28 protein-coding genes are annotated in these 19,640 nt (G+C 66.7%); 5 read left to right on the plus strand and 23 right to left on the minus strand.

What is annotated here, in order from left to right:
* Window positions 1–158 precede the first annotated feature (158 nt).
* From CDO52_RS00620 to CDO52_RS00635, 4 genes are read left to right on the plus strand one after another with little or no spacing between them, the layout of a single operon-like run.
* Window positions 159–590, plus strand: coding sequence for a hypothetical protein (locus tag CDO52_RS00620; RefSeq protein WP_017619475.1), 432 nt, complete (start codon window positions 159–161; stop codon window positions 588–590).
* Window positions 587–832: a hypothetical protein gene (locus CDO52_RS00625; protein WP_017619476.1), complete on the plus strand. Its 246-nt coding sequence runs from the start codon at window positions 587–589 to the stop codon at window positions 830–832. Before CDO52_RS00620 ends, CDO52_RS00625 begins: the two co-directional genes overlap by 4 nt.
* Entirely contained in the window at window positions 829–1,386 is a 558-nt protein-coding gene (locus tag CDO52_RS28495; protein ID WP_232524358.1) for a hypothetical protein, read from the plus strand. Before CDO52_RS00625 ends, CDO52_RS28495 begins: the two co-directional genes overlap by 4 nt.
* Window positions 1,386–1,829 carry a hypothetical protein gene (locus CDO52_RS00635; RefSeq protein ID WP_017619478.1) on the plus strand — a complete coding sequence of 148 codons (444 nt, stop codon included), beginning with the start codon at window positions 1,386–1,388 and terminating at the stop codon, window positions 1,827–1,829. Before CDO52_RS28495 ends, CDO52_RS00635 begins: the two co-directional genes overlap by 1 nt.
* Window positions 1,830–2,858: 1,029 nt before the next feature.
* On the opposite strand, the gene CDO52_RS00640 is transcribed toward CDO52_RS00635, so the two are convergent.
* From CDO52_RS00640 to CDO52_RS00670, 7 genes are all read right to left on the minus strand, one after another.
* On the minus strand, window positions 2,859–3,086 hold the full coding sequence (locus CDO52_RS00640) for a hypothetical protein (protein WP_017619479.1): 228 nt from the start codon (window positions 3,084–3,086) through the stop codon (window positions 2,859–2,861).
* Between the two features lie 223 nt (window positions 3,087–3,309).
* The gene (locus CDO52_RS00645; protein ID WP_017619480.1) at window positions 3,310–3,573 is read right to left on the minus strand and encodes a hypothetical protein; all 264 of its coding nucleotides are present in this window, start codon (window positions 3,571–3,573) and stop codon (window positions 3,310–3,312) included.
* Window positions 3,570–3,803, minus strand: a complete 234-nt coding sequence (locus CDO52_RS00650; RefSeq protein WP_033300752.1) for a hypothetical protein — start codon at window positions 3,801–3,803, stop codon at window positions 3,570–3,572. The genes CDO52_RS00645 and CDO52_RS00650 overlap by 4 nt, the downstream gene beginning before the upstream one ends.
* On the minus strand, window positions 3,800–4,012 hold the full coding sequence (locus tag CDO52_RS00655; RefSeq protein WP_017619482.1) for a hypothetical protein: 213 nt from the start codon (window positions 4,010–4,012) through the stop codon (window positions 3,800–3,802). Before CDO52_RS00655 ends, CDO52_RS00650 begins: the two co-directional genes overlap by 4 nt.
* A gap of 53 nt (window positions 4,013–4,065) precedes the next feature.
* A complete protein-coding gene (locus CDO52_RS00660) occupies window positions 4,066–5,079 on the minus strand; it encodes a DUF932 domain-containing protein (protein ID WP_017619483.1) in 1,014 nt (337 codons plus the stop codon).
* Window positions 5,080–5,123: 44 nt separating this feature from the next.
* Window positions 5,124–5,372, minus strand: coding sequence for an SWIM zinc finger family protein (locus tag CDO52_RS00665; protein ID WP_017619484.1), 249 nt, complete (start codon window positions 5,370–5,372; stop codon window positions 5,124–5,126).
* Window positions 5,373–5,464: 92 nt separating this feature from the next.
* The gene (locus CDO52_RS00670; RefSeq protein WP_017619485.1) at window positions 5,465–5,674 is read right to left on the minus strand and encodes a hypothetical protein; all 210 of its coding nucleotides are present in this window, start codon (window positions 5,672–5,674) and stop codon (window positions 5,465–5,467) included.
* Between the two features lie 89 nt (window positions 5,675–5,763).
* On the opposite strand from CDO52_RS00670, the gene CDO52_RS00675 reads away from it, so the two are divergent.
* Window positions 5,764–6,093 (plus strand): hypothetical protein, encoded by a 330-nt coding sequence (locus CDO52_RS00675; protein WP_017619486.1) that lies wholly within the window; start codon window positions 5,764–5,766, stop codon window positions 6,091–6,093.
* Between the two features lie 129 nt (window positions 6,094–6,222).
* Here CDO52_RS00675 and CDO52_RS00680 read toward each other — a convergent pair whose 3' ends face one another.
* From CDO52_RS00680 to CDO52_RS00750, 16 genes are all read right to left on the minus strand, one after another.
* Complete coding sequence (locus CDO52_RS00680; RefSeq protein ID WP_017619487.1) at window positions 6,223–6,459, minus strand: hypothetical protein; 237 nt, start codon at window positions 6,457–6,459, stop codon at window positions 6,223–6,225.
* Between the two features lie 9 nt (window positions 6,460–6,468).
* The gene (locus tag CDO52_RS00685) at window positions 6,469–7,512 is read right to left on the minus strand and encodes a peptidoglycan recognition protein family protein (protein ID WP_017619488.1); all 1,044 of its coding nucleotides are present in this window, start codon (window positions 7,510–7,512) and stop codon (window positions 6,469–6,471) included.
* Window positions 7,513–7,524: 12 nt separating this feature from the next.
* Window positions 7,525–7,764, minus strand: a complete 240-nt coding sequence (locus CDO52_RS00690; RefSeq protein ID WP_017619489.1) for a hypothetical protein — start codon at window positions 7,762–7,764, stop codon at window positions 7,525–7,527.
* Window positions 7,765–7,773: 9 nt separating this feature from the next.
* Complete coding sequence (locus CDO52_RS00695) at window positions 7,774–8,244, minus strand: hypothetical protein (RefSeq protein WP_017619490.1); 471 nt, start codon at window positions 8,242–8,244, stop codon at window positions 7,774–7,776.
* The gene (locus tag CDO52_RS00700; RefSeq protein ID WP_152471677.1) at window positions 8,244–8,891 is read right to left on the minus strand and encodes a hypothetical protein; all 648 of its coding nucleotides are present in this window, start codon (window positions 8,889–8,891) and stop codon (window positions 8,244–8,246) included. Before CDO52_RS00700 ends, CDO52_RS00695 begins: the two co-directional genes overlap by 1 nt.
* Before the next feature lie 12 nt (window positions 8,892–8,903).
* Entirely contained in the window at window positions 8,904–11,876 is a 2,973-nt protein-coding gene (locus CDO52_RS00705; protein WP_017619492.1) for a carbohydrate binding domain-containing protein, read from the minus strand.
* A gap of 3 nt (window positions 11,877–11,879) precedes the next feature.
* Entirely contained in the window at window positions 11,880–15,209 is a 3,330-nt protein-coding gene (locus CDO52_RS00710) for a hypothetical protein (RefSeq protein WP_094932159.1), read from the minus strand.
* 6 nt (window positions 15,210–15,215) lie between these two features.
* Window positions 15,216–15,494: a hypothetical protein gene (locus CDO52_RS00715; protein WP_017619494.1), complete on the minus strand. Its 279-nt coding sequence runs from the start codon at window positions 15,492–15,494 to the stop codon at window positions 15,216–15,218.
* A gap of 14 nt (window positions 15,495–15,508) precedes the next feature.
* Window positions 15,509–15,907: a hypothetical protein gene (locus tag CDO52_RS00720; RefSeq protein ID WP_017619495.1), complete on the minus strand. Its 399-nt coding sequence runs from the start codon at window positions 15,905–15,907 to the stop codon at window positions 15,509–15,511.
* A gap of 202 nt (window positions 15,908–16,109) precedes the next feature.
* Window positions 16,110–16,334, minus strand: a complete 225-nt coding sequence (locus tag CDO52_RS27015) for a hypothetical protein (protein WP_157745354.1) — start codon at window positions 16,332–16,334, stop codon at window positions 16,110–16,112.
* 302 nt (window positions 16,335–16,636) lie between these two features.
* A complete protein-coding gene (locus tag CDO52_RS00730; RefSeq protein WP_017619497.1) occupies window positions 16,637–17,071 on the minus strand; it encodes a hypothetical protein in 435 nt (144 codons plus the stop codon).
* An 81-nt stretch (window positions 17,072–17,152) separates the two neighbouring features.
* The gene (locus CDO52_RS00735; protein ID WP_017619498.1) at window positions 17,153–17,872 is read right to left on the minus strand and encodes a hypothetical protein; all 720 of its coding nucleotides are present in this window, start codon (window positions 17,870–17,872) and stop codon (window positions 17,153–17,155) included.
* Window positions 17,872–18,051, minus strand: coding sequence for a hypothetical protein (locus CDO52_RS27020; RefSeq protein WP_017619499.1), 180 nt, complete (start codon window positions 18,049–18,051; stop codon window positions 17,872–17,874). Before CDO52_RS27020 ends, CDO52_RS00735 begins: the two co-directional genes overlap by 1 nt.
* A complete protein-coding gene (locus CDO52_RS00740) occupies window positions 18,048–18,482 on the minus strand; it encodes a hypothetical protein (protein WP_017619500.1) in 435 nt (144 codons plus the stop codon). The genes CDO52_RS27020 and CDO52_RS00740 overlap by 4 nt, the downstream gene beginning before the upstream one ends.
* Before the next feature lie 7 nt (window positions 18,483–18,489).
* On the minus strand, window positions 18,490–19,101 hold the full coding sequence (locus CDO52_RS00745) for a head-tail connector protein (protein ID WP_017619501.1): 612 nt from the start codon (window positions 19,099–19,101) through the stop codon (window positions 18,490–18,492).
* A gap of 9 nt (window positions 19,102–19,110) precedes the next feature.
* Window positions 19,111–19,524 carry a hypothetical protein gene (locus tag CDO52_RS00750; protein WP_017619502.1) on the minus strand — a complete coding sequence of 138 codons (414 nt, stop codon included), beginning with the start codon at window positions 19,522–19,524 and terminating at the stop codon, window positions 19,111–19,113.
* Window positions 19,525–19,640: the final 116 nt, after the last annotated feature.

The following is a 19,640-nucleotide window of genomic DNA, read 5'->3' on the forward strand; positions in this document are numbered from 1 at the left end:
CTGATCGTACGGCGAACTTCACAATCGGGCATCTTTCGGATGTCATGAATCGGATTCCGGCTATCCCCTTGCAAACTTTAGATTCCTAAGTTCATCATAGGACGTGCATTCATCCACTGCCGCCTTCATCCAGCGGCCCATCCCTTGGGGGATGATTCATGTCCTTCCTGAATCCGCAGCTCCTCCCGCTGGCCGCGCCTTCGTCAGCACAGGCCCCCGCGCGCACCTGCTCCGCAACCCGTCTCAGCGAAGCTGAGATCGACGCATTCACCGACATCGCCCTGTCCTTCGAGGATTGGGCGATCCGCTACAAGCCCGCTGCGTGCGGCGGTTCCATCTACACGGCCGAGCACGCCGCGACCGGTCGCAGGATCACCGCGAAGACGCTGCTCGACTTCCACCGCAAGCTCGACGCGGCCACCAGGATCGGCGAAGTTCCGCCGCCCTCGACGCGCATCCGTCCGTTCCTCATCGCCCACGAAGACCAACGGGCCCCTTCCGAGGCGCGCTACGCGGCGGAGCTGGCCGCCCTCGACCAGCAGGCCGAGCAGGACGATCTCGCCGAGCGCTGGATGGCGGTGGCACGGTGAGCGCGAGCTACACCTACATCCACGAGCTGCTCGCCGACGAGGTCCGTCTCCTCCGCCTGTGCCACGGCGACCTGACCGCTCTGCGGATCGCGGGCACCCAAATCGTCCTCGACGACGCTTCTCCACTCGACAGGCAGGACCGCATCCACGCCCTGCAGCGCCTGGCGGAGCTGGCCTTGCAGGCCGCCAGCGAGCTGCGCACCGGCCGCCGCGATGACGAGGCGGAGGTGGCGGACCGATGACCACGCTCGCCGCTGCCCGTCTCGCCGCCGTCACCATCCGCACGATCCAGCGGTGGTGCGCGCAGGGTGTGATCTCTGCACGCAAGCGCTTCGGCCGCTGGATCGTCGACCGAACGAGTCTGCTCAGCAGGCTCGGCATCGAGCTGGCCATGGTGCGGGCACGCCGGCGCCGACAGTCCACCGACGCGGCTACCGTCCCGGCCCTTCCCGCGCCTCAGCGCCGCACGCCCTCAGCAGGTCTGGCCCGGCTCGTAGTGCCCATCGGCAGAGCTGCCGCCCTGGCGAGGAGCATCGCACTCACATCGATACGACGACTTCTTCCGAGGAGTAGGTCGATGGCCTCCGTCATCCGCGTCACCGAAGACGACATCAGCGTCACCTATGACCCGCGGCTCCCCCTCATCCAGCGGTTCACCATACGCGGGACCGGCGGCCGGATCGTGCGCCTACGCGCGCCCTACTGGGAAGCCCACCGCGCTCTCATGCGCGAGTGCAAGATGTCCTACGCCCAGGCGAGCAACATCCTGGCACAGGCAGCGGGGGTGGACTCGTGATGACCACCGTACGCACCGACACAGCCGACACTCTCGCCGAGCTGAAGGCATGGGCGGCCTATCACGACGCCACCATCACCGTCGTCGACTACTGGGACGCCGTTACCTTCCGGGCCGACGTGGTCAGTGACGACGGCGTGCTCTACCGGTACCTGTACCGCGAGGAGTTCCCGCCGCCCGTCGCTCTCAAGCGGAGGCGCAACACCTTCACCGTGGAATGCGTCCACGAACCGGCCGGGGCACTCTGCTTCCACGTCCGCGTCGTCACGCCGCAGCTGAGCGACGGCGAACTCGTCGACCCCGCCTATCTGGCCGAACTGGTGGCCGTCGCCACCATCCAGCGGGAACGCCGCCTGCGGTGCGGCGCCACCGCCGAGAACCTGATGATCCTCACCACCACGCGCACCTACGCTGCCGATCACGCGTCCTACTGGGGGAGGTGACCAATGGCGACCACTTCCTTCGGGCCGACGTGCTTGGTGTGCGCGCACCGTTCGTGCCGTGAGATCCGTGCTGCGGGCCAGCTGCTCATAGGAGGACGGCGCGCTGAATACGCCATCGAGCATGCCCGCGCCGACGCTCTGGCGGCTCGTCACCCCGACGCCGTCATCTGGTGGGGCGAGCACACCATGCGGTATCACGCCCTCACCGCCGCCGGTCACCACGAGTCCGCCGATCTCGATGAGCTCGTCCTGATGATCTGGCCCTACGTGGAGCCAACGCCGCCTCCGCCTCCCCGGCGTTCCCCCGAACGACGGCGCTACCACATCTCGGCCCGATGCCCGACGTCCTCGACGGTGCCGGGCTCATTGGTGGGGAGCGCAGGGCGCCGAACGAGGGCAGGAACCGGCGGGATGCCACTGTCTACCGAGATCCGCCGACCCGGGGCATGGGGATATCCCGGGGTCGGTGACGCGCTGCACGCCGCCGTCGGGGCGGTTCCTCCCAGTGCAGCGCGAGCAGCTCCCGCCCCGCCGGTCACTGGGCGGCGGGGCGGGAGCCCACCCGGCCCCGTGCCCTAGAAGCCCCCGCGCGCCCTCTATCCCTATCGACCCCGTGGGGGCGCGCGGGACCATACCCGGCCTCGGACCATGACACTTCCCCGAGGCCGGACGCGCCGGTAGTGGCTGGCCGGCGCATGTGGGGCCGCAGGCACTGAGGGGCGCCCGCGGCCCCACACATAAACAGCCCTCGCCCCGAGGGAAGCACCAGAAAGGTGGGGGCGGGGGCGCCATTTCTATTGTCCACCCCCGCAATCATCGGGGATGGAACCGCGACCGCTGCGGCGCGCGCACGTGAGCCGGGGTAGCGTGCCCGTACGTCGCACCCGGGGAGGTCGCGGAGACAGCGAGTGTCCGCGCATGATGGGCACCTACGCGGCTGCGGGCCTCCCGGAGTCGGAGAGGCCACGCAGGGCAGGCTAGGCCAACACGAAACGACCCCGGCGTCAGCCGGGGGTCTGATTCGTGGGCCTAGCTCTGCCCGTCGGCGTCCCGGTCCTGGCCGTCCTCGTCGACGACGGAGTCGGAGACGAGGGCGACGGAGTCGGAGACGAGGGCGACGGACAGGTCAGGGACGGCCTGCGTGGCCTCGAAGACGGCGATCATCGCGCCGTCGATGGACTCGGCGGGCGGCAGGCCCATGGCCCGCAGCGCCGCGTAGGTGTTCATCATGCAGCAGAGGACCTCGCTGGCTTCCATTGCGACCTCCTTCAGGGTGCGACTAGGGCCGCGTCACCCCGGCGAGCGGGCGCGCGCAACCCGCCCCGACGAAGGAGGGGCGGGTTCCCTTGACTTCGCGTCGCGTCGACGCCCCGTAGGGCGGACACGACGGCGCCCGGGGTGTAGTCGCACCCGAGCCCGGGGCGCCTGGCCCGACGGACGGGGAGGTCGCACCACCCGGCCCGTGGGCCTGCTGGAGACGCTACCCCGTTGCGGCGGTTTCGCAACGGGCGCAGTCCTGGTCGTGTCGGTGGATGATGAGGTCCAAGGCCTGGCTGCACCCGAGGACCCCCAGGACCTTCGCGTAGACGTTGGCTTCGTGCATGGCGCCGTGGAGCCCGGGGCCCCACGTCATGGTGTCGGTGTGGGGCCAGCGCTCGCCTCGCTCGGAGAGGATTTTGTCGACGTCGTGCCAGGCGTCGACGCCCATTGCGGTGATCTGGTCGCGTTCCTTCTTGGTGCTCATTGTGGGGAACCCTTCAGCGTGTGGTGGGCGTCTCCTTCGTCGTCGTCCACGGCGTGCGCGCCGATCCACGTCGCGGCGGCGCCAGGGTCGCCGAGAGCGGCCAGCATGTCGGCCAGGACATCCACCTCGTGACAGGTGAGGCGGGTCCCGAGGTCGTCGGCGAGGTAGGCGTCGCCCCATACGTCGAGGAACCGGGCGGCGAGCGGGGTCGGGATCGTCGCGGTGCTCATGATCGCCACCAGCTCTCGGGCACTTCCCACGGGTCGACGAACAGCGCGTCGATCGGCGGGATGTAGTTGGAGCGCAGCCGCATCCGGTAGGCGGACATCGACATCCGCCGACCGGCCGCGAGGAGGCGTTCCTCGTCGGCCGTACGGCTGCGGTAGTGGGCGAGCATGTCCGCGTAGTCGGAAGGGTCGAGCCAGTCGGAGCGGGACATGGTGGTCAACTCCTCGGGGTGGCCCCCGGCTGGGTGCCGGGGGCCGGGGTGGGTCAGTTGAGGGCGAAGGCGTCGAACGCCTTGTTCTTCACGGCGCGCACGTTGTGGGAGGTCAGCGTGCGCTCAGCGCGGGCGGCCGCGTCGGATCCGAGCGCCCCGCTGCGCACCGGGGCGCGGTGGTCCAGGTACTCGGTGATGGCCTGGTAGCCCGCCCACCGGGTGCCCCGGATCGCCGCGTTGGTGTCGGCGTGGGAGAACAGCGCGCGCAGCTCGGCCTCACGCCGGTCGCGGTGGGCGCAGGTGCGGGAGGTCTCGTCGGTCTCCCGGGGCCAGAGGTCGCGGACGATGTCCATGAACTGGCCGTCAGCCAGGTCCTGGTCGATCATCTTCTCGGCCTCGGCCTGGAAGGACTCCAGGTACTTCCAGGTGAGTCCGAGGGACTGGCGGGCCTCCTCGATCCGGCCGGTCGCACCGGAGGTGTGCCGGATCGTGAACGAGGACCTGTTGTTGCGGAGCGCCGCCGCCTGCGTGTTGCTGCACACCACTCGGATCGGGGTGACGACCAGCCGCATGGGTGTGGTGCCGTCGTGGCTGTTCATTCCGGCGATGTAGAGGTCGATTTCGTCGGTTCCGGCGATGGTCATGGTCTGGGGGAGCTTCAGCGTCACGAACACCTCGCGCCCGTCCCTCAGGCTCCCGGCGGTCTCGAAGTGCGCGCCGGACGCATCGACCAAAGCGTTGAGGAATCCCGCCAGTTCCTCGTTCTGCACGGGGGTGTAGGCGGTGCCGACGACGCCCAGCACGTCCGGGCGGCCGGTTTCCGGGTGGGTGCGGACGGTGGCGTAGGTGTCGGGGACGTCCAGCGTCGCGTAGCTGAGGGGACCGGTCGGGACGCTGGTGGCCAGGGGGGCCTTGCGGACGTCCCAGTTGCCGAGCCGGGCGACGGTCATCGCCTGCTCTGCGGTGAACACGTCGGGGAGGATGGTGCCCAGCTGGTGCCAGGCGTCGGTGCGGGCGGATGCGAACGCGGCGGAACCGTCGCTGAAGGTTTCTATCTGGTGGGCCATGGTGAGGCCTTTCTGGGGCGGGTAATGGGCCGCCCCTTGGTGGGTCAGATCGAGGCGAGGCCGGAGACGACCAGGGCGACGGCGAGCCGGTGGTAGCACCGCAGGCCCTCACCGAGGACGAACGCTGCGCATCCGCACGACTCAGGGCTCGTGATGTAGGAGCGCTCCCCGTCGGCGGAACGCACCGAGTACACGTCGGCCAGGATCGGGTGGATACGGCCGGTCGCGATGACCTCCAGAGCCTTGGCCAGCTGATTCACGGTGTAGGGGCGGGCGGTGGGGGTGGCGGTCATCGGGGGCCTCCCTCCTTGGGTTGATGACTCTATTATACGCGCTAGCGAGTCATTTTTAAAGGAAAATAGGCGCTGATCAGGCAAGACTTCGACTACTCCGCCTTGCGCGGGCGCCCCCTTGACCGCCGTGACGCCTTGAACCGCTGCACGGTGGACTCGTACCACCACGGCGTCCGCTCGTCATACCGCCCGTCGGGCAACGGCCCCGAACCGCGCGAGACCATTGACCGCCAGCCACCCGGCGTCATGCCCGCCGCCGCGGCGGCCTCCTTCGTCGTCAGCCGACGCTCATCGGTATCCACAAATGGCACTGTAGCGCGTTGTTTTTCGCAGTCTCCTGACAGACGAAACCACCGCATCTACGCTGGAAAGCCCCAGCCGAGGAGCCCCCATGCGCCTGCTGGTCGCGCTCGCCGGAGCAGCCCTCCTGGCCGTCCCGGCGTCAGCCGAGATCACCACCCCCGACCTAGAGCCCAAACCCCCGCGGGCTGCCCCGCCGGCACCGTTATCCGAACCGCAGACGCGGGATATGCCTGAGGCCGAGCTCACCGCGACGGCGACGGTCACCGAGCCGCAGTATGTTCCGCCGGAGCCTCCCCCGAACCCCGGTGGCTACGACCCGGAGTCGATGCCGTCGATCGACGAGCAGATCGCCGAGTGCACCCGGCAGACCGGGCTGCCGCAGGCGTGCGAGGACAAGATCCGCCACGGGATTCCGTAGGCGTGGGCGGCCATGGAGGGGGATGGCCACCCGCACACAAAGAACGCCCCGCGCTCCCAGCACTGGGAGCGCGGGGCGCGTCGCGTCGAGGGCTTCCCCTCCCTCGAACGCGCGTTCGATACTAACAGGTCAGGGGCCGTAAACCGGCCTGCCTCGGGTCAGCCCAGCCGACAGCATCAGCCGCCCCACCAGCGGCGACACGTGTTCCTCGACCAGGCGGGCCACCGCGTAGTAGGTCGCGGTCACCACCACGGTGACGATCTCGGTCATCGCTCCCTCGGGCAGGTCAAGGCCGATCCGGGCCGCCTGGGCAAGCAGGACACCGACGATGACGGGAACCACGGTGCGAACAATGGACTCGTACATGGGATCTCCTCACGTGATGGGCTTGGTCCATAGCAGCGGCCAGGTGCGGGCGCCGACCAAGCCGTCGACGCCGCCCGGGTCGTGGCCCTCGCGGACGGCTTCGGCCTGGAACTGGCGAACCACCGCAGCGAGCGTGGCGTCGTACCGGTCCTCATGGGCCACCCGCCACCCGCGTTCGCGGAGCCGGTCCCGGATCCGGCGAACGTGCGGCCGGTCCGATGTCCAGAAGCCGGAGTGGTTCCGCGCATCCCGGGACTCCGGCCCGAACCAGTGACCCGCCGGGAGCGGGAACGCCGGCGCCGACGGCATAGGCGCCGGCGAGTCGTCCGGATCGTCGGCGAGGCCCATATGCCCGAGGGTCTCCGGACCCGCTATGCCGTCGACCGCCAGGGCGTGGTCGGCCTGGTACTCCCGCACAGTCCGCTCGGTCTGCGGTCCGAAGTAGCCGTCGACCTCGATGGCATAGCCGCGCAACCTCAGCTCGCGCTGCAGTGCCTCGATCTCCGGGCCGTGCTCGTACCTCTCCAGAAGCGCGTCGCGATCCTCACGGCGGTACTCCGGCTCGGGTGCCGGCGCGCCGCCGACGTCGGACACATCCCGGTAGTTCTTCGACTTCCACCAGGCGTAGTTGCTGCTTCCGGGGCAGCTCGTCGAGTTGATGTCTCGGTGGCCCTTGCGCACCAGAGTGCGTCCGGCCCGCCGGCTCGCTTCGTCGTAGAGCTCTACGACGGCGGCCTTGGCCGCAGGCGTCATGTTGTCACCGCCGATGAAGCACACCCCGATGCCCTGGACGTTGCGCGGTGCGGCATGCGCGCCGAGAACCGTCCAGCCGCGGCCCTCATAGATCCGTCCCGTGTGGTCGACCAGGAAGTTGTATCCGATGTCGGCCCAGCCGTTGGAATCCATGTGGAAGTCCTGGATCTGCCGGGGCGTCTGCGAAGTCGGCCCGGTTGAGTAGTGGAGGGTGAACTCCTCCCGCGACGACCACGCAACATACGAGCGCGATCTGGGAGCGCGGGCTCCCCACGCCGAGCGGCTGATGATGCTGACCATGGTGCCTCCCGGTCAGGTGAGTGCGGTGACCAGGCCGACGATGCCGCCGACCACCACGACGATCAGCGAGACGACCCCGATCGCGTAGGTCCGCAAGGTCTTGAGGTCCTCCGTGGTGACGCAGGCGGCGAGACGCTCGTAGAGGTCGCGGATCCGGGATTCGTGGTCGGCCTGGCGGTTGATGACGACGTCCAGCTTCGTGGAGATGGCTACGAGCAGGTCCCGCATCTCGTCGCGCTCGGACTCGGTCATAGCGGCCCCCTATGCGAAGATGGCGAGCTTGAACTGCGCGTAAGTCACGGCGACGTCGTGAGAGGCGTTGTGCGCGACAGCGATCGCCAGCGGCGTCCCCACCCGCGCGTACATGAGGTGGCTGAAGGCCCAGTACTGTCCACCAGGGCTCGGGGCCCGGTGCTCCGAGCGGGTGGAGTCGTGGCCGGTCGATAGGTTCAGCGGGTCGCGGATGATCCGGAACCGGAACTCTGTGTAGTCCCCGGGCTCGAGGTGAACGACGCCCTCGACGATCGACCAGCCGTCCACCGCCGGCCAGATCAGGGCTGACCGGTCATCGGGGAACTCGCTGACGACGCCGTCCGGCTGCTCTGCCGGGTGCATGTCGTGCCCGTCATAGGACTCGACGTCGCCGTACGGGAGTCGGATGAGCTGGTAGCCGCCGGAGGGGCCAATGGGCTGGTCGTCATCGACCGCGAGGGAACAGGCGTAGACGGACATCAGGCATCACTTTCTACGTAGGTCGTCTCGTACAGCATGTTGATAGTGAGAAATCCGCCGTCTTCGAAAACGGGCTCAGCGACGCTATCCGTCCAGTTGTCGAGGTCGCCATCCGTGTCCGAGATGTCCCACCGGATTCGGTCAATTTTGTCTCCCGACCCTCCGGCCAGGATGAGCGCCACACCATGCCGAGACCGCACGTCACCCGAGTCCTCAGCCCCCACTACAGTGCCAATCCAGCGCGTCCCGGTTTCCGCGGGAAGATTCGCCGGAAGGTCGAATGAATAGGTGCCGCTGCCCATATTTGTAGTGCTTCCGCGCGCCCACGAGATGCGCACCCACACCATGCGCCCCGGGAGCCGCCGGTAGCGGCCGATCAGTGTCCCGTTCCCAATGGATGGGTTCGTGGTGTCTGCCGTCCACGTTGGCGTGTAGGTCTTGAAATCCCCGTGGTAGACGAGGGTTTCCCAGATGGTTCCCGTATAGATCAGAAGCGTTTGGGTATCCGTCTCGTAGATCATTTGACCTTCGACAGGTGAGGATGGCCTCGTCGAGGAGGTGACAACCGCGATCACCTGTTTCGCAAGGTACGCATTGACGTCAGCGGCTCTCCACAACTCGCCGACGGCCCACGTTTTAAAACCCACGTCCGCCCCTTCTCAGTACCCCAGCGCGTTTTCGTCAAGCACGCCCAAAATTGGATCGTCAAGCACGAGGAACGCCCCCTTCGTCGCCGACTGCAGTGAGAACACAGTCCGCCACGAGCCCGGAACTATCTCGTGCTGAACCCCGCGCACGAACACGTCCCGCTCGATTAAGCTGCCGCCGCCCGGCGGACGTCGACGGATACGAATCCGGTCCCCGATTTCGAGCCCAAGCGCGAGCGGCATCAGTCGTCCGGGATCGCGGAGCGGGTCGATCGCGAGCTGCTCGAACCTCAGCTCCGGCTCGCTGCTCTGGTAGAGGACGAACTCCGCGTAGTGCCCAGCGGTCGTGTCGTCCTCCACGAGGAGCCCTGACGTCGAGTAGGTCCGCGTGAGGTACGCGGACTGAGACTCGGTGTCTGTCGCGACCTGCTCGGCACCGCCCTCCCTGGTGATTCGCACCTCGTTCGCGAGGGTCGCGTCGTCGCTGCTGATGATGACCTCGCGGTACCGCAGCTCCGGGTCGCGATCCCCGAAGATCGCCTTGGGGTGCACGCTCCGCGTCTCCGTGTAGAGCGCCCCGCGGTTGCGGAACACGACCTTTCCGGCCGCGTTGACGTACAGCTCGCCGATCTCGGTCTCAGCCACCGACCGGAGCAGCGACAGGGCGTCCGAGCCGAACGACGTTTCTTGCAGCGTCGTGTCGCCGGTCGCGATGTCCCGATCCCCGTCCGGCCACTCGATCGCGTCGAGGATGCGGACGATGCGCGCCCCGGAATCCTCGCTCCCGCCAACGGGTGAGGTAGCTTCCGCGAGCTGCCGGTTGCCGAAGACCTTGAACGCATCGCTGAACTGGACGCTCGCGGTGGACTCGTTCGGGTCTGACCACGCCACGTCCCACTGATCAGCGAATCCGCGGGCGAGGTCATAGACCTTCTCGTTCGGCTTGAAGTCCTCCGGGATCGACCCGGCGACGCACTGCACGGCGTCGACGTAGGCCACGATGGTCCCGGCCGGAATGGTGCCGTCAGTCCAGATGCTGACCTGCGCGTCGTACAGCACCCGGCCGTCGTTGATGGCGCCGGTCAGGGACACGCGCTCCCACGCGTCCGCCTGCGACGGTTTGCCGACGAAAGTCGAGTCGATCGCGTTCCCGCTGAGGTCGCCGGACCCGCCCACGATGGCAATATCGCTGACTTGGTCGTATGTCTCACCCGGGATATAGACGTAGGCGCTGATGGTGACCGTGTCGCCATCGCCCACCTGCCCGCCTTCGAATCCATCCGGGTACTGGGTGGCACAGTTGTGCGCCTCGAATGCGTTGCTGCCCGTGCGGGTGATCGCGAGTGCGTACGTCCCGAACTTCGGTACGACGTCCGTCGACGCGGCCAATGAGGTCTCGTTGTTCGACGTCCATCCGTCAGTGCTGGCGCCCTCAAAGCTGGGGTTCACCACCATGTTCGACGTCGAGCCCCACCGTGCGCGGAGCCGCATCTCCCGCATGGGCGTCACCTGGCTCCGGCCACCGACGACGTACGGCCCTGCGAGGTGGGTCGGGTCGAATCGTCTGTCGCGGTTGTCCAGGACCAGGCTCGCCGTGCCCGCGTCATAGGTCACGATCGGGCTGCTGACGCGGTCCGCGCCGCGGTTCGTGTTCGCTGACCTCACCCACTGGGAGACGTCGCTGAAAGCGGTCTCACCAGCCAACGTGTTCTGGCCGAGGATGCCCCGGTCCGGGTCGTCGAGGTGAAGGGCAAGCGGGTCCTGAGCTGCGCTGGTGAAGCTGGCCTCCGCGATGAGCGCCGGCAGATTCGCGAGCCCACCCTGAACCCCAATGGCCTCCGCGTTCGGCGCGGGCGGCGGCGCCTCCGTCCCCGCCTGGTACTCGACCAGTGCCCAGACGGCGCTGACCCGCCGGGTCAGCGCCTCTTCGGTCACCGTGCCGTAGCCGATTTGGATGCTCTGCAGATCCGTCGGAGTCCAGGCGACGGCCGTGTCCGGACTGGTGTAGCTGGTCAGCGAGTAGACGCTGGGAAAGCTGTCGTCGTGGGTCACCCACCCGTCAAGGCGAGCTTGAACGGTTGTCCCGACAGTGACCGCGCCCGCCGGCGACTTGAGCCTCAGTGCGAGGTCGCGGGTGCCCTCGAATGAGTGAGCGCCGATGCGCGCCCCGACTTGGATGAGCGTGATTGTGTCGGTGGACAGGATCGCGGAGTCATAGTCCACCGCATGTTCGTCGTGCCGCTGACCTGTCGCATTCCAGTAGGCGTAGGTCTGGATATCGTCCGGCGGGACGTCGTCGACCACCTGCCACGAGTCCTCTGACCCGAAGTGGTACGTCCCGTTGATCGCGTTGTGCCACTGGTGGGCGTCCCCGGCCGCATCCGGCCGAAGGTGCACGATCCGCCCCTCGCCGGGCCATGACGTCTGGTCACTGCCTGAGTCATCGTTGACGGCGATGTCGTCGAGGTACAGGTCGACCGTGCACGGGGTGATCGCGCCGAAGCGGAATGAGGTGCTGTTCTCTCCGAGGCTGATCACGCCGTCCGTCGCGAACTCGACGCCGTCGAGGCGCGCGGAGCTTCCGTTCCCCAGGCTCCGGACCTCGAGCTCGACCCGGTGCCAGGCGCCGACGGTCAACGCGCTCGAGTCCGAGCCCTCTTGGGTCTCGCCGTCGAGCAGCTGCAGCGTCCCCGCCGTCGTCAGCCTGATCCCGGCCGTGACCGCGTTAGCCTGGTCGACCACCTGAATCACATCGACGTCGACACTCGGCAGGGTCGACACGAGTAGGTACGCCCGCACATACCACGGCGACGTGTCGCTCGCCGCGACCTGGTGTTGGATGTAGGCGACGTCGGCCGTCGGCGAGCACCGCAGCGACGCTTCGCCTGACCGGGCGAGGTCCGTGCTGATCGTCGGGGACCCGCCCGTGCCGTCCCATTCAGCGGGCGACCGCAGCTCGAACCCGCACGACCAGACGCGCGCCATGTGTTAAGCCGCCCTAGCGAGTTTCCGGCCCGAGCGGCGTTCGTACTCCACAAGCGCCTCGTACACCGCTCGGCCGACGGCCGCCTTATCCGAGGTCGGCGGCACGTTCACATTGATCGTCACGTAGTGGTCGCCGCCGTGGTCGCGCTGCTGCAGCTCCCGGTGAGGGCTGACGTGCCCTCCCGTCGGGCCAGCCGTGAACAACTCACGGCCGCCCTCGCCGACCACTGCGGATTCGTAAGGCCGGAGCCCTCCGCCGAATCGTCTCCGGGCGACAGGAGCGAATCCGTAGCGGCCGTAGAACATCGGGTCGCGGTAGCCGCGTGCACGCTTCCCGCTCACCGTCCCCTTACTTCCCGCCGACTCCACATTGACACCGAGCAGAGTGCCCGCCATGTGACCCTTGCCGCTGTTTGTGACACCGACCATGAATTTTGAATTCAGCCCGCGCACCCACCCGCGCGGAGCCCGGGAACCCTGGAAACTAAACGTGCTGTATAGCCGCCCGAAGTGCGACGGCGGATTCACGTTCATGATGGCCTTCTGAATCCCGGCCATGTATCCGCTGCAGTCGAACAACGGGCCTCCGCCGCCCCAAAGGTACGGCCGACCAACGGTTTTTCTCACGAAGTTCGCGGCGCGGCGCAAACCGGCGCCGACGTTCTTCAGCGACCCGAACCCGGCAAGCCCGTAAGAGAAGATGTCGGCCACCGACTTCAGTTTCTTCAGCGCACCCGACACCATAGGCCCAATGAGCTTGTTATACGCACCCGAGAATCCGCCGCGACCGTACCGCGTGCCGACCGACCCCTTCATCGGGGTGAGCGCGCCCTTTGCGACCTTCATGAAGTCGGAGTCGAGGAACTGGTTCTTCGCCTTCGCCACGAAACTCTTGACGCCGCCCAGTATGCCCCCGCGCGCGAAACCGAGCTGCTTGGGATCGGTGACAGTGGGCGTGTGAGGGTTTCCGCCGATCCCGAGATCGAGCTTCGCCCGCTCCTGCTCGAGCGCATGACGCCCCCGCATGGCAGCGGAATTCAGCCGCAGCAGACGCGCCCGCTCGAACGGGTCGCGCATCAATTCGCTGACAGCCCAGCCCTCACCGCGCCGCACCGGTCGGAGCTGGTCATCCCCCATCTGCCATGCGGACGTACCGGCGATGATGCCGCCTCGAGCCAGACCCCCGCGATACCCGGAGCCGCGGCCCCTGGTTTTCGCGGAGTACGACGAGTAGTCGACATAGGGCAAGGTGCCGAGGTCCGCCTTTTTTGCGACGGCATTCCAAACGGCTCGAATTCCGCTGTTGTACACCGTGTCGACGATGAATCGAACGGGGCTTGATGCTGCACTTTGTACCTTCGACCACTGGCGACCGATCCCAGCTTGCGCCCGGTCAAATGCATCGATCGCGCCGTCGCGGAAGTCACGCAGCGCACTCAGTGCCCCGTTCTTCAAGCTGACCGCGTCGGAGATCACGCCGTCCTTGAGCGATTCGGCCCGCTCGAGCGCCTTGCTCTTCATATCGCTCATCCACGCGACAAAGCCTTTCGCGAGCTCGATTGCCTTCCCGATGCTGCCGCCACTCAACTTGTCGAACCACTTTAGAACGTCGTTGACGAGGTCCGGCACGACAGAATTTCCGACGAGTTTATCGTAAAGCCATACAAAGGCGTCGCCGATCCACATCAGCATGTCCCAAATAAGACCGCCGATGCCGGGCTTGTAAAACAGGAACTTGAGGCCTCGGTAGATCATCACGCCAAGGTCAACGAATCCCTCGCCGAGGAATTCAAGGAGTCCAGATCCGGTGGTTCGTTCAACCCACTTATTAAATTCTGCTAGGGCGTCAATGGCGTCGCGAATCGGTTTAATGACGAACCTGCGGATTTGCTTCGCGAAGACCGCGAGAACGGACTCAGTGAGGGATCGGCCACCGCTGAGATTCTCGAATGCTGCGCCAAGCTCCTCGTATGCGGCGATGACCTCGCGGACGTCCTTGTCGTTTTTCTTAAGTCCTTTGCTTACGCCGTTCTTGAAGTCCGTGAACGCGTCGAGCGCGCCATTCCACGTGTCAACAGCGATAGCCTTGAAGTCTTCGAGGATCGGGCCAAAGTCGTCTTCGAGCTGCGATCCCAGGTCGGTCAGACCCGGGCCGACTTTTTCCCAGAAATCGGACCAACCGCTCTTCGCCTTCGACCAGGCGCCGGACACGGCGTCACGGAAGTCCTCCGACTGCTGGTAGGCGACCAGGAGTCCGCCAGCGAGTAGCCCTAGCCCGGTGACCACGACGCCAAGCGGCGTGGAGATCGAGATCAGCAGCGAGGCGATGCTGGCCGCTTTCAGCGCGACGCCGACGGCCGTGATCCCGACGGCGATGGCGGTGATCGTCTCGGGTGGAGCTTCGGCGATCAAGTCGGCGAAGGCCGTGGCGACCTTCAGCGCTGCAGGAGCGATCGGAGCAAGACCCCTGAGGATGGTCCCGAGGGCAGGGCCGATGGAGTCAAGCAGGTCAAGGACGTGGGGACCGGTCGTCCGGACGTAGTCCATGAACGCCTGGAAACCGCGCGAGCCGCTAAGCCCACGTCCCCACTTCGCGAAGCCCGCCGCGATCTTCTCGACGAAGGACAGCATCGTCGGGGCGCTCGGGATGAAGGCATTTACGATCCCCGCGACACCGGCAGCGATGTTCCCGCCGGTTCGCCCCAGCGACCCGATGGCCGTCGGCGCGAGCCGCGTGACGCGCTTGCCGAACTCCGACCAGAATGGGTGCTGCAGGGCCTCGTCGAGGTCGTCGATCAGGTCCGAGAAGGCGCCCGCTGACGCTTTGACCAGTGGGTTCAGCTTCTTGAAATTGCCGCTGACCAGGCCGATCCCCTTGGAGAACACCGGCAAGACCGTCGGCTCGAGGCTTCTACTCCACTTCCGGTACTCCTTGGTGAGTCCCTGCCAGTCCCGCATGAGGGTGCGCGCGGCCGGAGACATGTCAGCCAGCGCGTCGGCGAGTTCCTCCTGCGCAGCCTCCGAGCCCTTCGCCGCGCGTTCCTGCAGCTTGAGCGCTTCGGAGATGTCAGAGATCGCGGGTACAGCGACGGCACCCATCGCCGCCGCACCGGCCCCCGCGGCCGTCAGTCCGGCCGCCATGGTCCCGGCCGCCGCGGTGATCCCGGCGAGCGCGGGTACGGCCGCAGCGGAGGCGGCGACGATGGGCGCGCCGATCGACCCGAGCTTGCCTATCTTCGAGTTCAGCGAGTCGATGTCCCGCTGAGCACGGCGGATACCGCGCCCGTTGTACCGGGAGAAGATCGAGAAGCCGAGGGAGGTGACGGTAGCCACGCTCGATCACCCCCCGCCGGCTTCGCCGTCGTCGTCTTGGTTGCGGTGGGTGAACCACTCGCTTGGGCGTGCGATACGCTCGGGCGGATCGATTGGGTTGGGGTGCTTGTCGTCGGTGAAGTGAGCGGCACCCATGAGGTGGTGCGTGCGCTGCTCCCCCTCGACGGCGAGGGCGAGCATTTCCCGCTCGTAGGCCGGGCCGAGCGGCCCGTACACCAGCTCGTACGCCTGCCACTCGGTGAGCTCGCGGGCGTCGATACGGGTGAGCAGCTCGCCCACCGTCATATGAAGGGCGAGCGCTAGTCGGAAGTAGAAGGCTCGCTCTGGTCGCCGCTCCCGCCGAAATCCTCGACCAGCTCCGCAAGGTCGTCGTCGCTCATACCGCACAGGCGCCGGGCGACGTCGAACACCCGGTTGAGCGCGGCGGCGGACTTGTCACCGAGAGCTGAGATGTCGTCGAGGGAGAACATGCGGTTGCCCCGCTCGTCGACGACTGTCATGGCGACCATGCGGGCGCGAGCGTTGGCCAGCTTGGACGCCTGCCCCGTCTTCTTGTCGACAAGCGACGCTTCGAACGCGTCCCGCTCCTTACCGGTCAGTGACCTGACACGCACTGTTCCGCCCCACTCCGGGACGGCAACGTCTTCGGTCCGTCGGTCGTCGACGGTTAGGATCGCGTCACGCGACAGCAGAGCCATAGCGGGTCTCCTTCTCTTGATCACGACAGGTCGTCGCGAACGAATTAACTGCTCGCCCTCGAACGCGGACGGGCGCGAGGGAATCCGTTCCTCATGCGGGTCGTTGCGCGCGGCCGTATCATCGGCACATGCGGGGAGTTGCGGAATCCGAAACTCTTGGAGTGGTCAGACCGGGGACCCGCATCACCCGGCCTGACCACGACTACACGGAGCGCCGACCGGCCACCCACCCGGCGGCGTCCTTGAGGACACCCCGCACATCGCGGGCGATCTCGTCGCGCTCGTCGGCAATGGGCTCGATGAACCACGACCCGCCGTCGGACTCCGCCCACGTGTCCCGCCGCCCGAACACGGGATGGCGCCATCCTCCCGTCCTGGTCTGCGAGTCGAGCCCACGGGGCAGCACGGCCTCATCCCGCGTTGGCATGCTGGTCACGATGCGCACGCCGGTACGAGTCGACGCCTGCACGCGCACACCGCGAGCGACCTTGCGGCGGAGCTGCCTGCGAGTGTGCGGGTGCTTCTTCGTACCGCCGCGAACCCCCTTCACAGGGAGGGCGCGTACCTTCCGCTTAACCTTCCTCACGGCCGGACGCACCGACTTGCGCAGCTCTCTACGGAGCTTCGTCGGTAGCTTGCGGTCCACCGCGCGAAGGCGAGCAGCCACACGCTCGAATTCCTTGCTGGGGACCACGCTGACCCGTACCGGGTCACGCCGGAACGCCATGGCTACGCGAAGGTTCCCCTCGTCACGACGCCGTCGACCTGGATGCTCGCGGAGAAGCTGACCTTCTCGGCGACGGCGCTCGTGATCGTGTAGTTGCTGACCCAGCACTCACCCGAGTACTTGACCGCGCCAGTCGTCGATCCGCCCGGCCCGTACTCGAAAGAAGCCGTCGAGGTCTCTTCCTCGAACAGCGCGTTGAAGATCGCGTCCGGCCCGGTGCTCGCGGTCGGGTCCCAGTGGCCGCTCACCTCCACGGTGGCGTTGAACAGGCCGGGAATGTTGCGGGTACCGGAGTCCCCGAACGCCGTGACTTCGGCGAGCGCCTTCTCACCAGGGAGACCGCTCACATTGTCGATGTACTGCGACACGTCCGTCAGCGACCCGCCGCCGGAATCGTCGATCTTGAAAACGGTGTTCTTACCGTGCTTGAAAGCCAAGGGACCCACCTCCGGGCATCAAAAAACCCGGCGTGCGCCGGGTGGACTGTCAGAGAATGCGGGTCTTTTGGCTGGTAGAAGCTAGGAGCGGGAGAACGCCACGTTGAACGTGAAGCTGGGAGTTGTCCCCGAGATGGTCCAGTCGGCCCGGACGTACTGATCAACCGTGCCGGTCACTGTCTTCGACTGGGAGTCAGCCGCGGTCGCCGCGTCGAAGGTGATCAGGTCGACGAAGGTGACGTTGTCGGCGCTGTCCTGAACCTTCGCCGTCAGGCTCGGGGATGCCCCCGAGGCAGCCGTCACGTGCAGATGCGCCACCCCACCGCCTGAAGTGGAGGCTCCGTTGTCTACCGCGGTTCCGGATCCCGTGGCGGTCTCGGCTGACAGATCGTGAAGGCTCACACCCGAGTGGATCGACTCGTCCGGCGAGGATTCGATGGACACCGACACCGCATCCGCCACCGCGGAGCTAATCGTGTAGTTGCTGACGTCCGCCGTCGTCAGGAAACCCTTCGCGCCGACCGTGGCCCCATTCGGGTACACCGTCGCCAACAGGCCATTGTCTCCGCCGGAGAAGACAGACTCCATCTCTTCGTCGAGGTTCCCGGTCCCGCTGTCGAAAAGGCCCCCGAGGGAAAGCGAACCCGACCGAAGGCCTGGAATGAACCTCTGCCCGTCGTCGGAGTACGCCGTCACCTCGGAAAGGTTCCTCTCGCGCGTCACCGTGTACGAATTCAGCGCTGCGGACACGTGCTTCTCGTTGACGAGAATCCGCCCGTTCTTGCTGTGGACAAACGCCATCACTCATCACCCTCTTCGGGGTCCGGTGTGGGTGCCGGAGAGATAGCACCCCGCTCTAGCAGCCACGGCACCGAATTCACCGGCAGATCATCGACCACCTCGCCCGGCTCCGCGCGTCGCTCGCCCTTGCCCTTCGGCGGCTTGTAGTTCAAGCCCCGAAGGACCTGGTACCGCTTCATGACACAGTCACCCTCACTAGAAACTCGGCGCCGTAGAAGTCCACCTTGTTGTGCGTGAGGATCCCGTAGAACGTGCACATTGGCACGACGCTGAAATCAGCAGCCCCACCCAACGTGTCGTCACCCTCGACCGCTGCGAGGACGGACGTCGATCCCGTCGGCGCGAGAAAATCGTCGAGTTCGGACTGCCCCGACTCCGCATGCGCCATCGACGTGAAGATTTTGATTGTGAAGAGGAGGTCGTGCGACCCGTCCTGGTAGGTCTTGCTGTAGTCAATCGGCGGATTCTGAGTTGAATCCGATCCTGGAACTCCCGGGACGATCAGCGCAGCCGGCGGGTTCACCGGCCCTTCCACGAACTCCCACACCTGCAAACCACTGATGGTCTCCAGCCGCGCCGCAAGCCCCGACCGGACAGCAGAAACCGACACGACCCGCTCACCCCACCAAGATCCGGTACCGGCAATAGCGCGCGAGTTTGGCCGCTGCCATCTTGTTGTCGCGCACCCGAATCACGCCAAAGTCGTCTGACCCGGCGACCCCGAACGGAGCCTGGCGCAAGTTGTACGTCTCGCTGGCGAGGATCAGACACGCCTGCCGCACCGGCTCTGGAACAGCATCCCAGCCCCACTGCGCGGTGACGCGAAGCGTTGCCTCTTGGCCGGTCACCGGGAACCGCTTTGCCTTGATGGACCGGATCTTGTAGAAGGGCCATCCTGTCTGGCCGTCAACTATCCCGTTCAGGGGCTCTAGCTGGTAGTCCGCAGCCGCCCACGTGGTGCCATAGGTCCCGTCGGCGTTAGCGTCGGTCTCCACCACCAGGTCCGTCGTGGTGTGCAGGTCGTCCACCGCAGCCCATCCGCACATGTCAGGAATGAACACCCGCGCATACGCCGTGGTGGTCTTGTTGAACTGCCGGTTGCAGTGTCTCTCGATCTCCCGCGACACCGAGTCGAGAGCGTCCTGCAGCTCGGTGTCGTCGCTGGCCGTCGTCACGCCCATGTAGCTCTTGAGCGAAGCGAGCGTCGCGTACGCATCACCCAGCGCCATGGCCAGCCCTCACGTGGTGTGGTCGACCGGGCCGCGGCGGGGCTCACCCAGCAGAATGGACGCACCATAGATCCCGCCCGTCGTCGCACCTGCCACCGTCGAGACGACCCGCAGATACCGGCGCACACCGATATAGCCGACGTAAAACAGCTTGTCGTCGTCAGCGGTCCCGATCTCCGGCTCAGTGCCCTGAAGGAACGCATCCGCGACCGCAGTGAACGTGCTGTCGTCGTCGGAGTCCTGCACCTCGATGGTGTGAGTGCCGTCGGTGATCGTGCCGGTGTGCACCACCACCATCGCCGTACGGTGCATGTCATCGCCGACGTTGCGGTCCACACTGGACCCGGTCGCCGTCGACGTGTGCGCGGCCGGGTTGATCGTCGCCCGCGCCGTCGTGTTCGTGTAGACACTCCGCCTGCTCATGATGCCTTGCTCCCCCCGTCAGTCGGGGTCTTGCGGGGGCGCCCCGGCCCGCGTTTCGGCTTCTCATCCTCAGCGGTCACCGTTGAGACGACCCGCTTCTCCCCAGGCTCCGCCGT

The organism is Nocardiopsis gilva YIM 90087, from assembly GCF_002263495.1.
Lineage (GTDB): Bacteria > Actinomycetota > Actinomycetes > Streptosporangiales > Streptosporangiaceae > Nocardiopsis_C > Nocardiopsis_C gilva.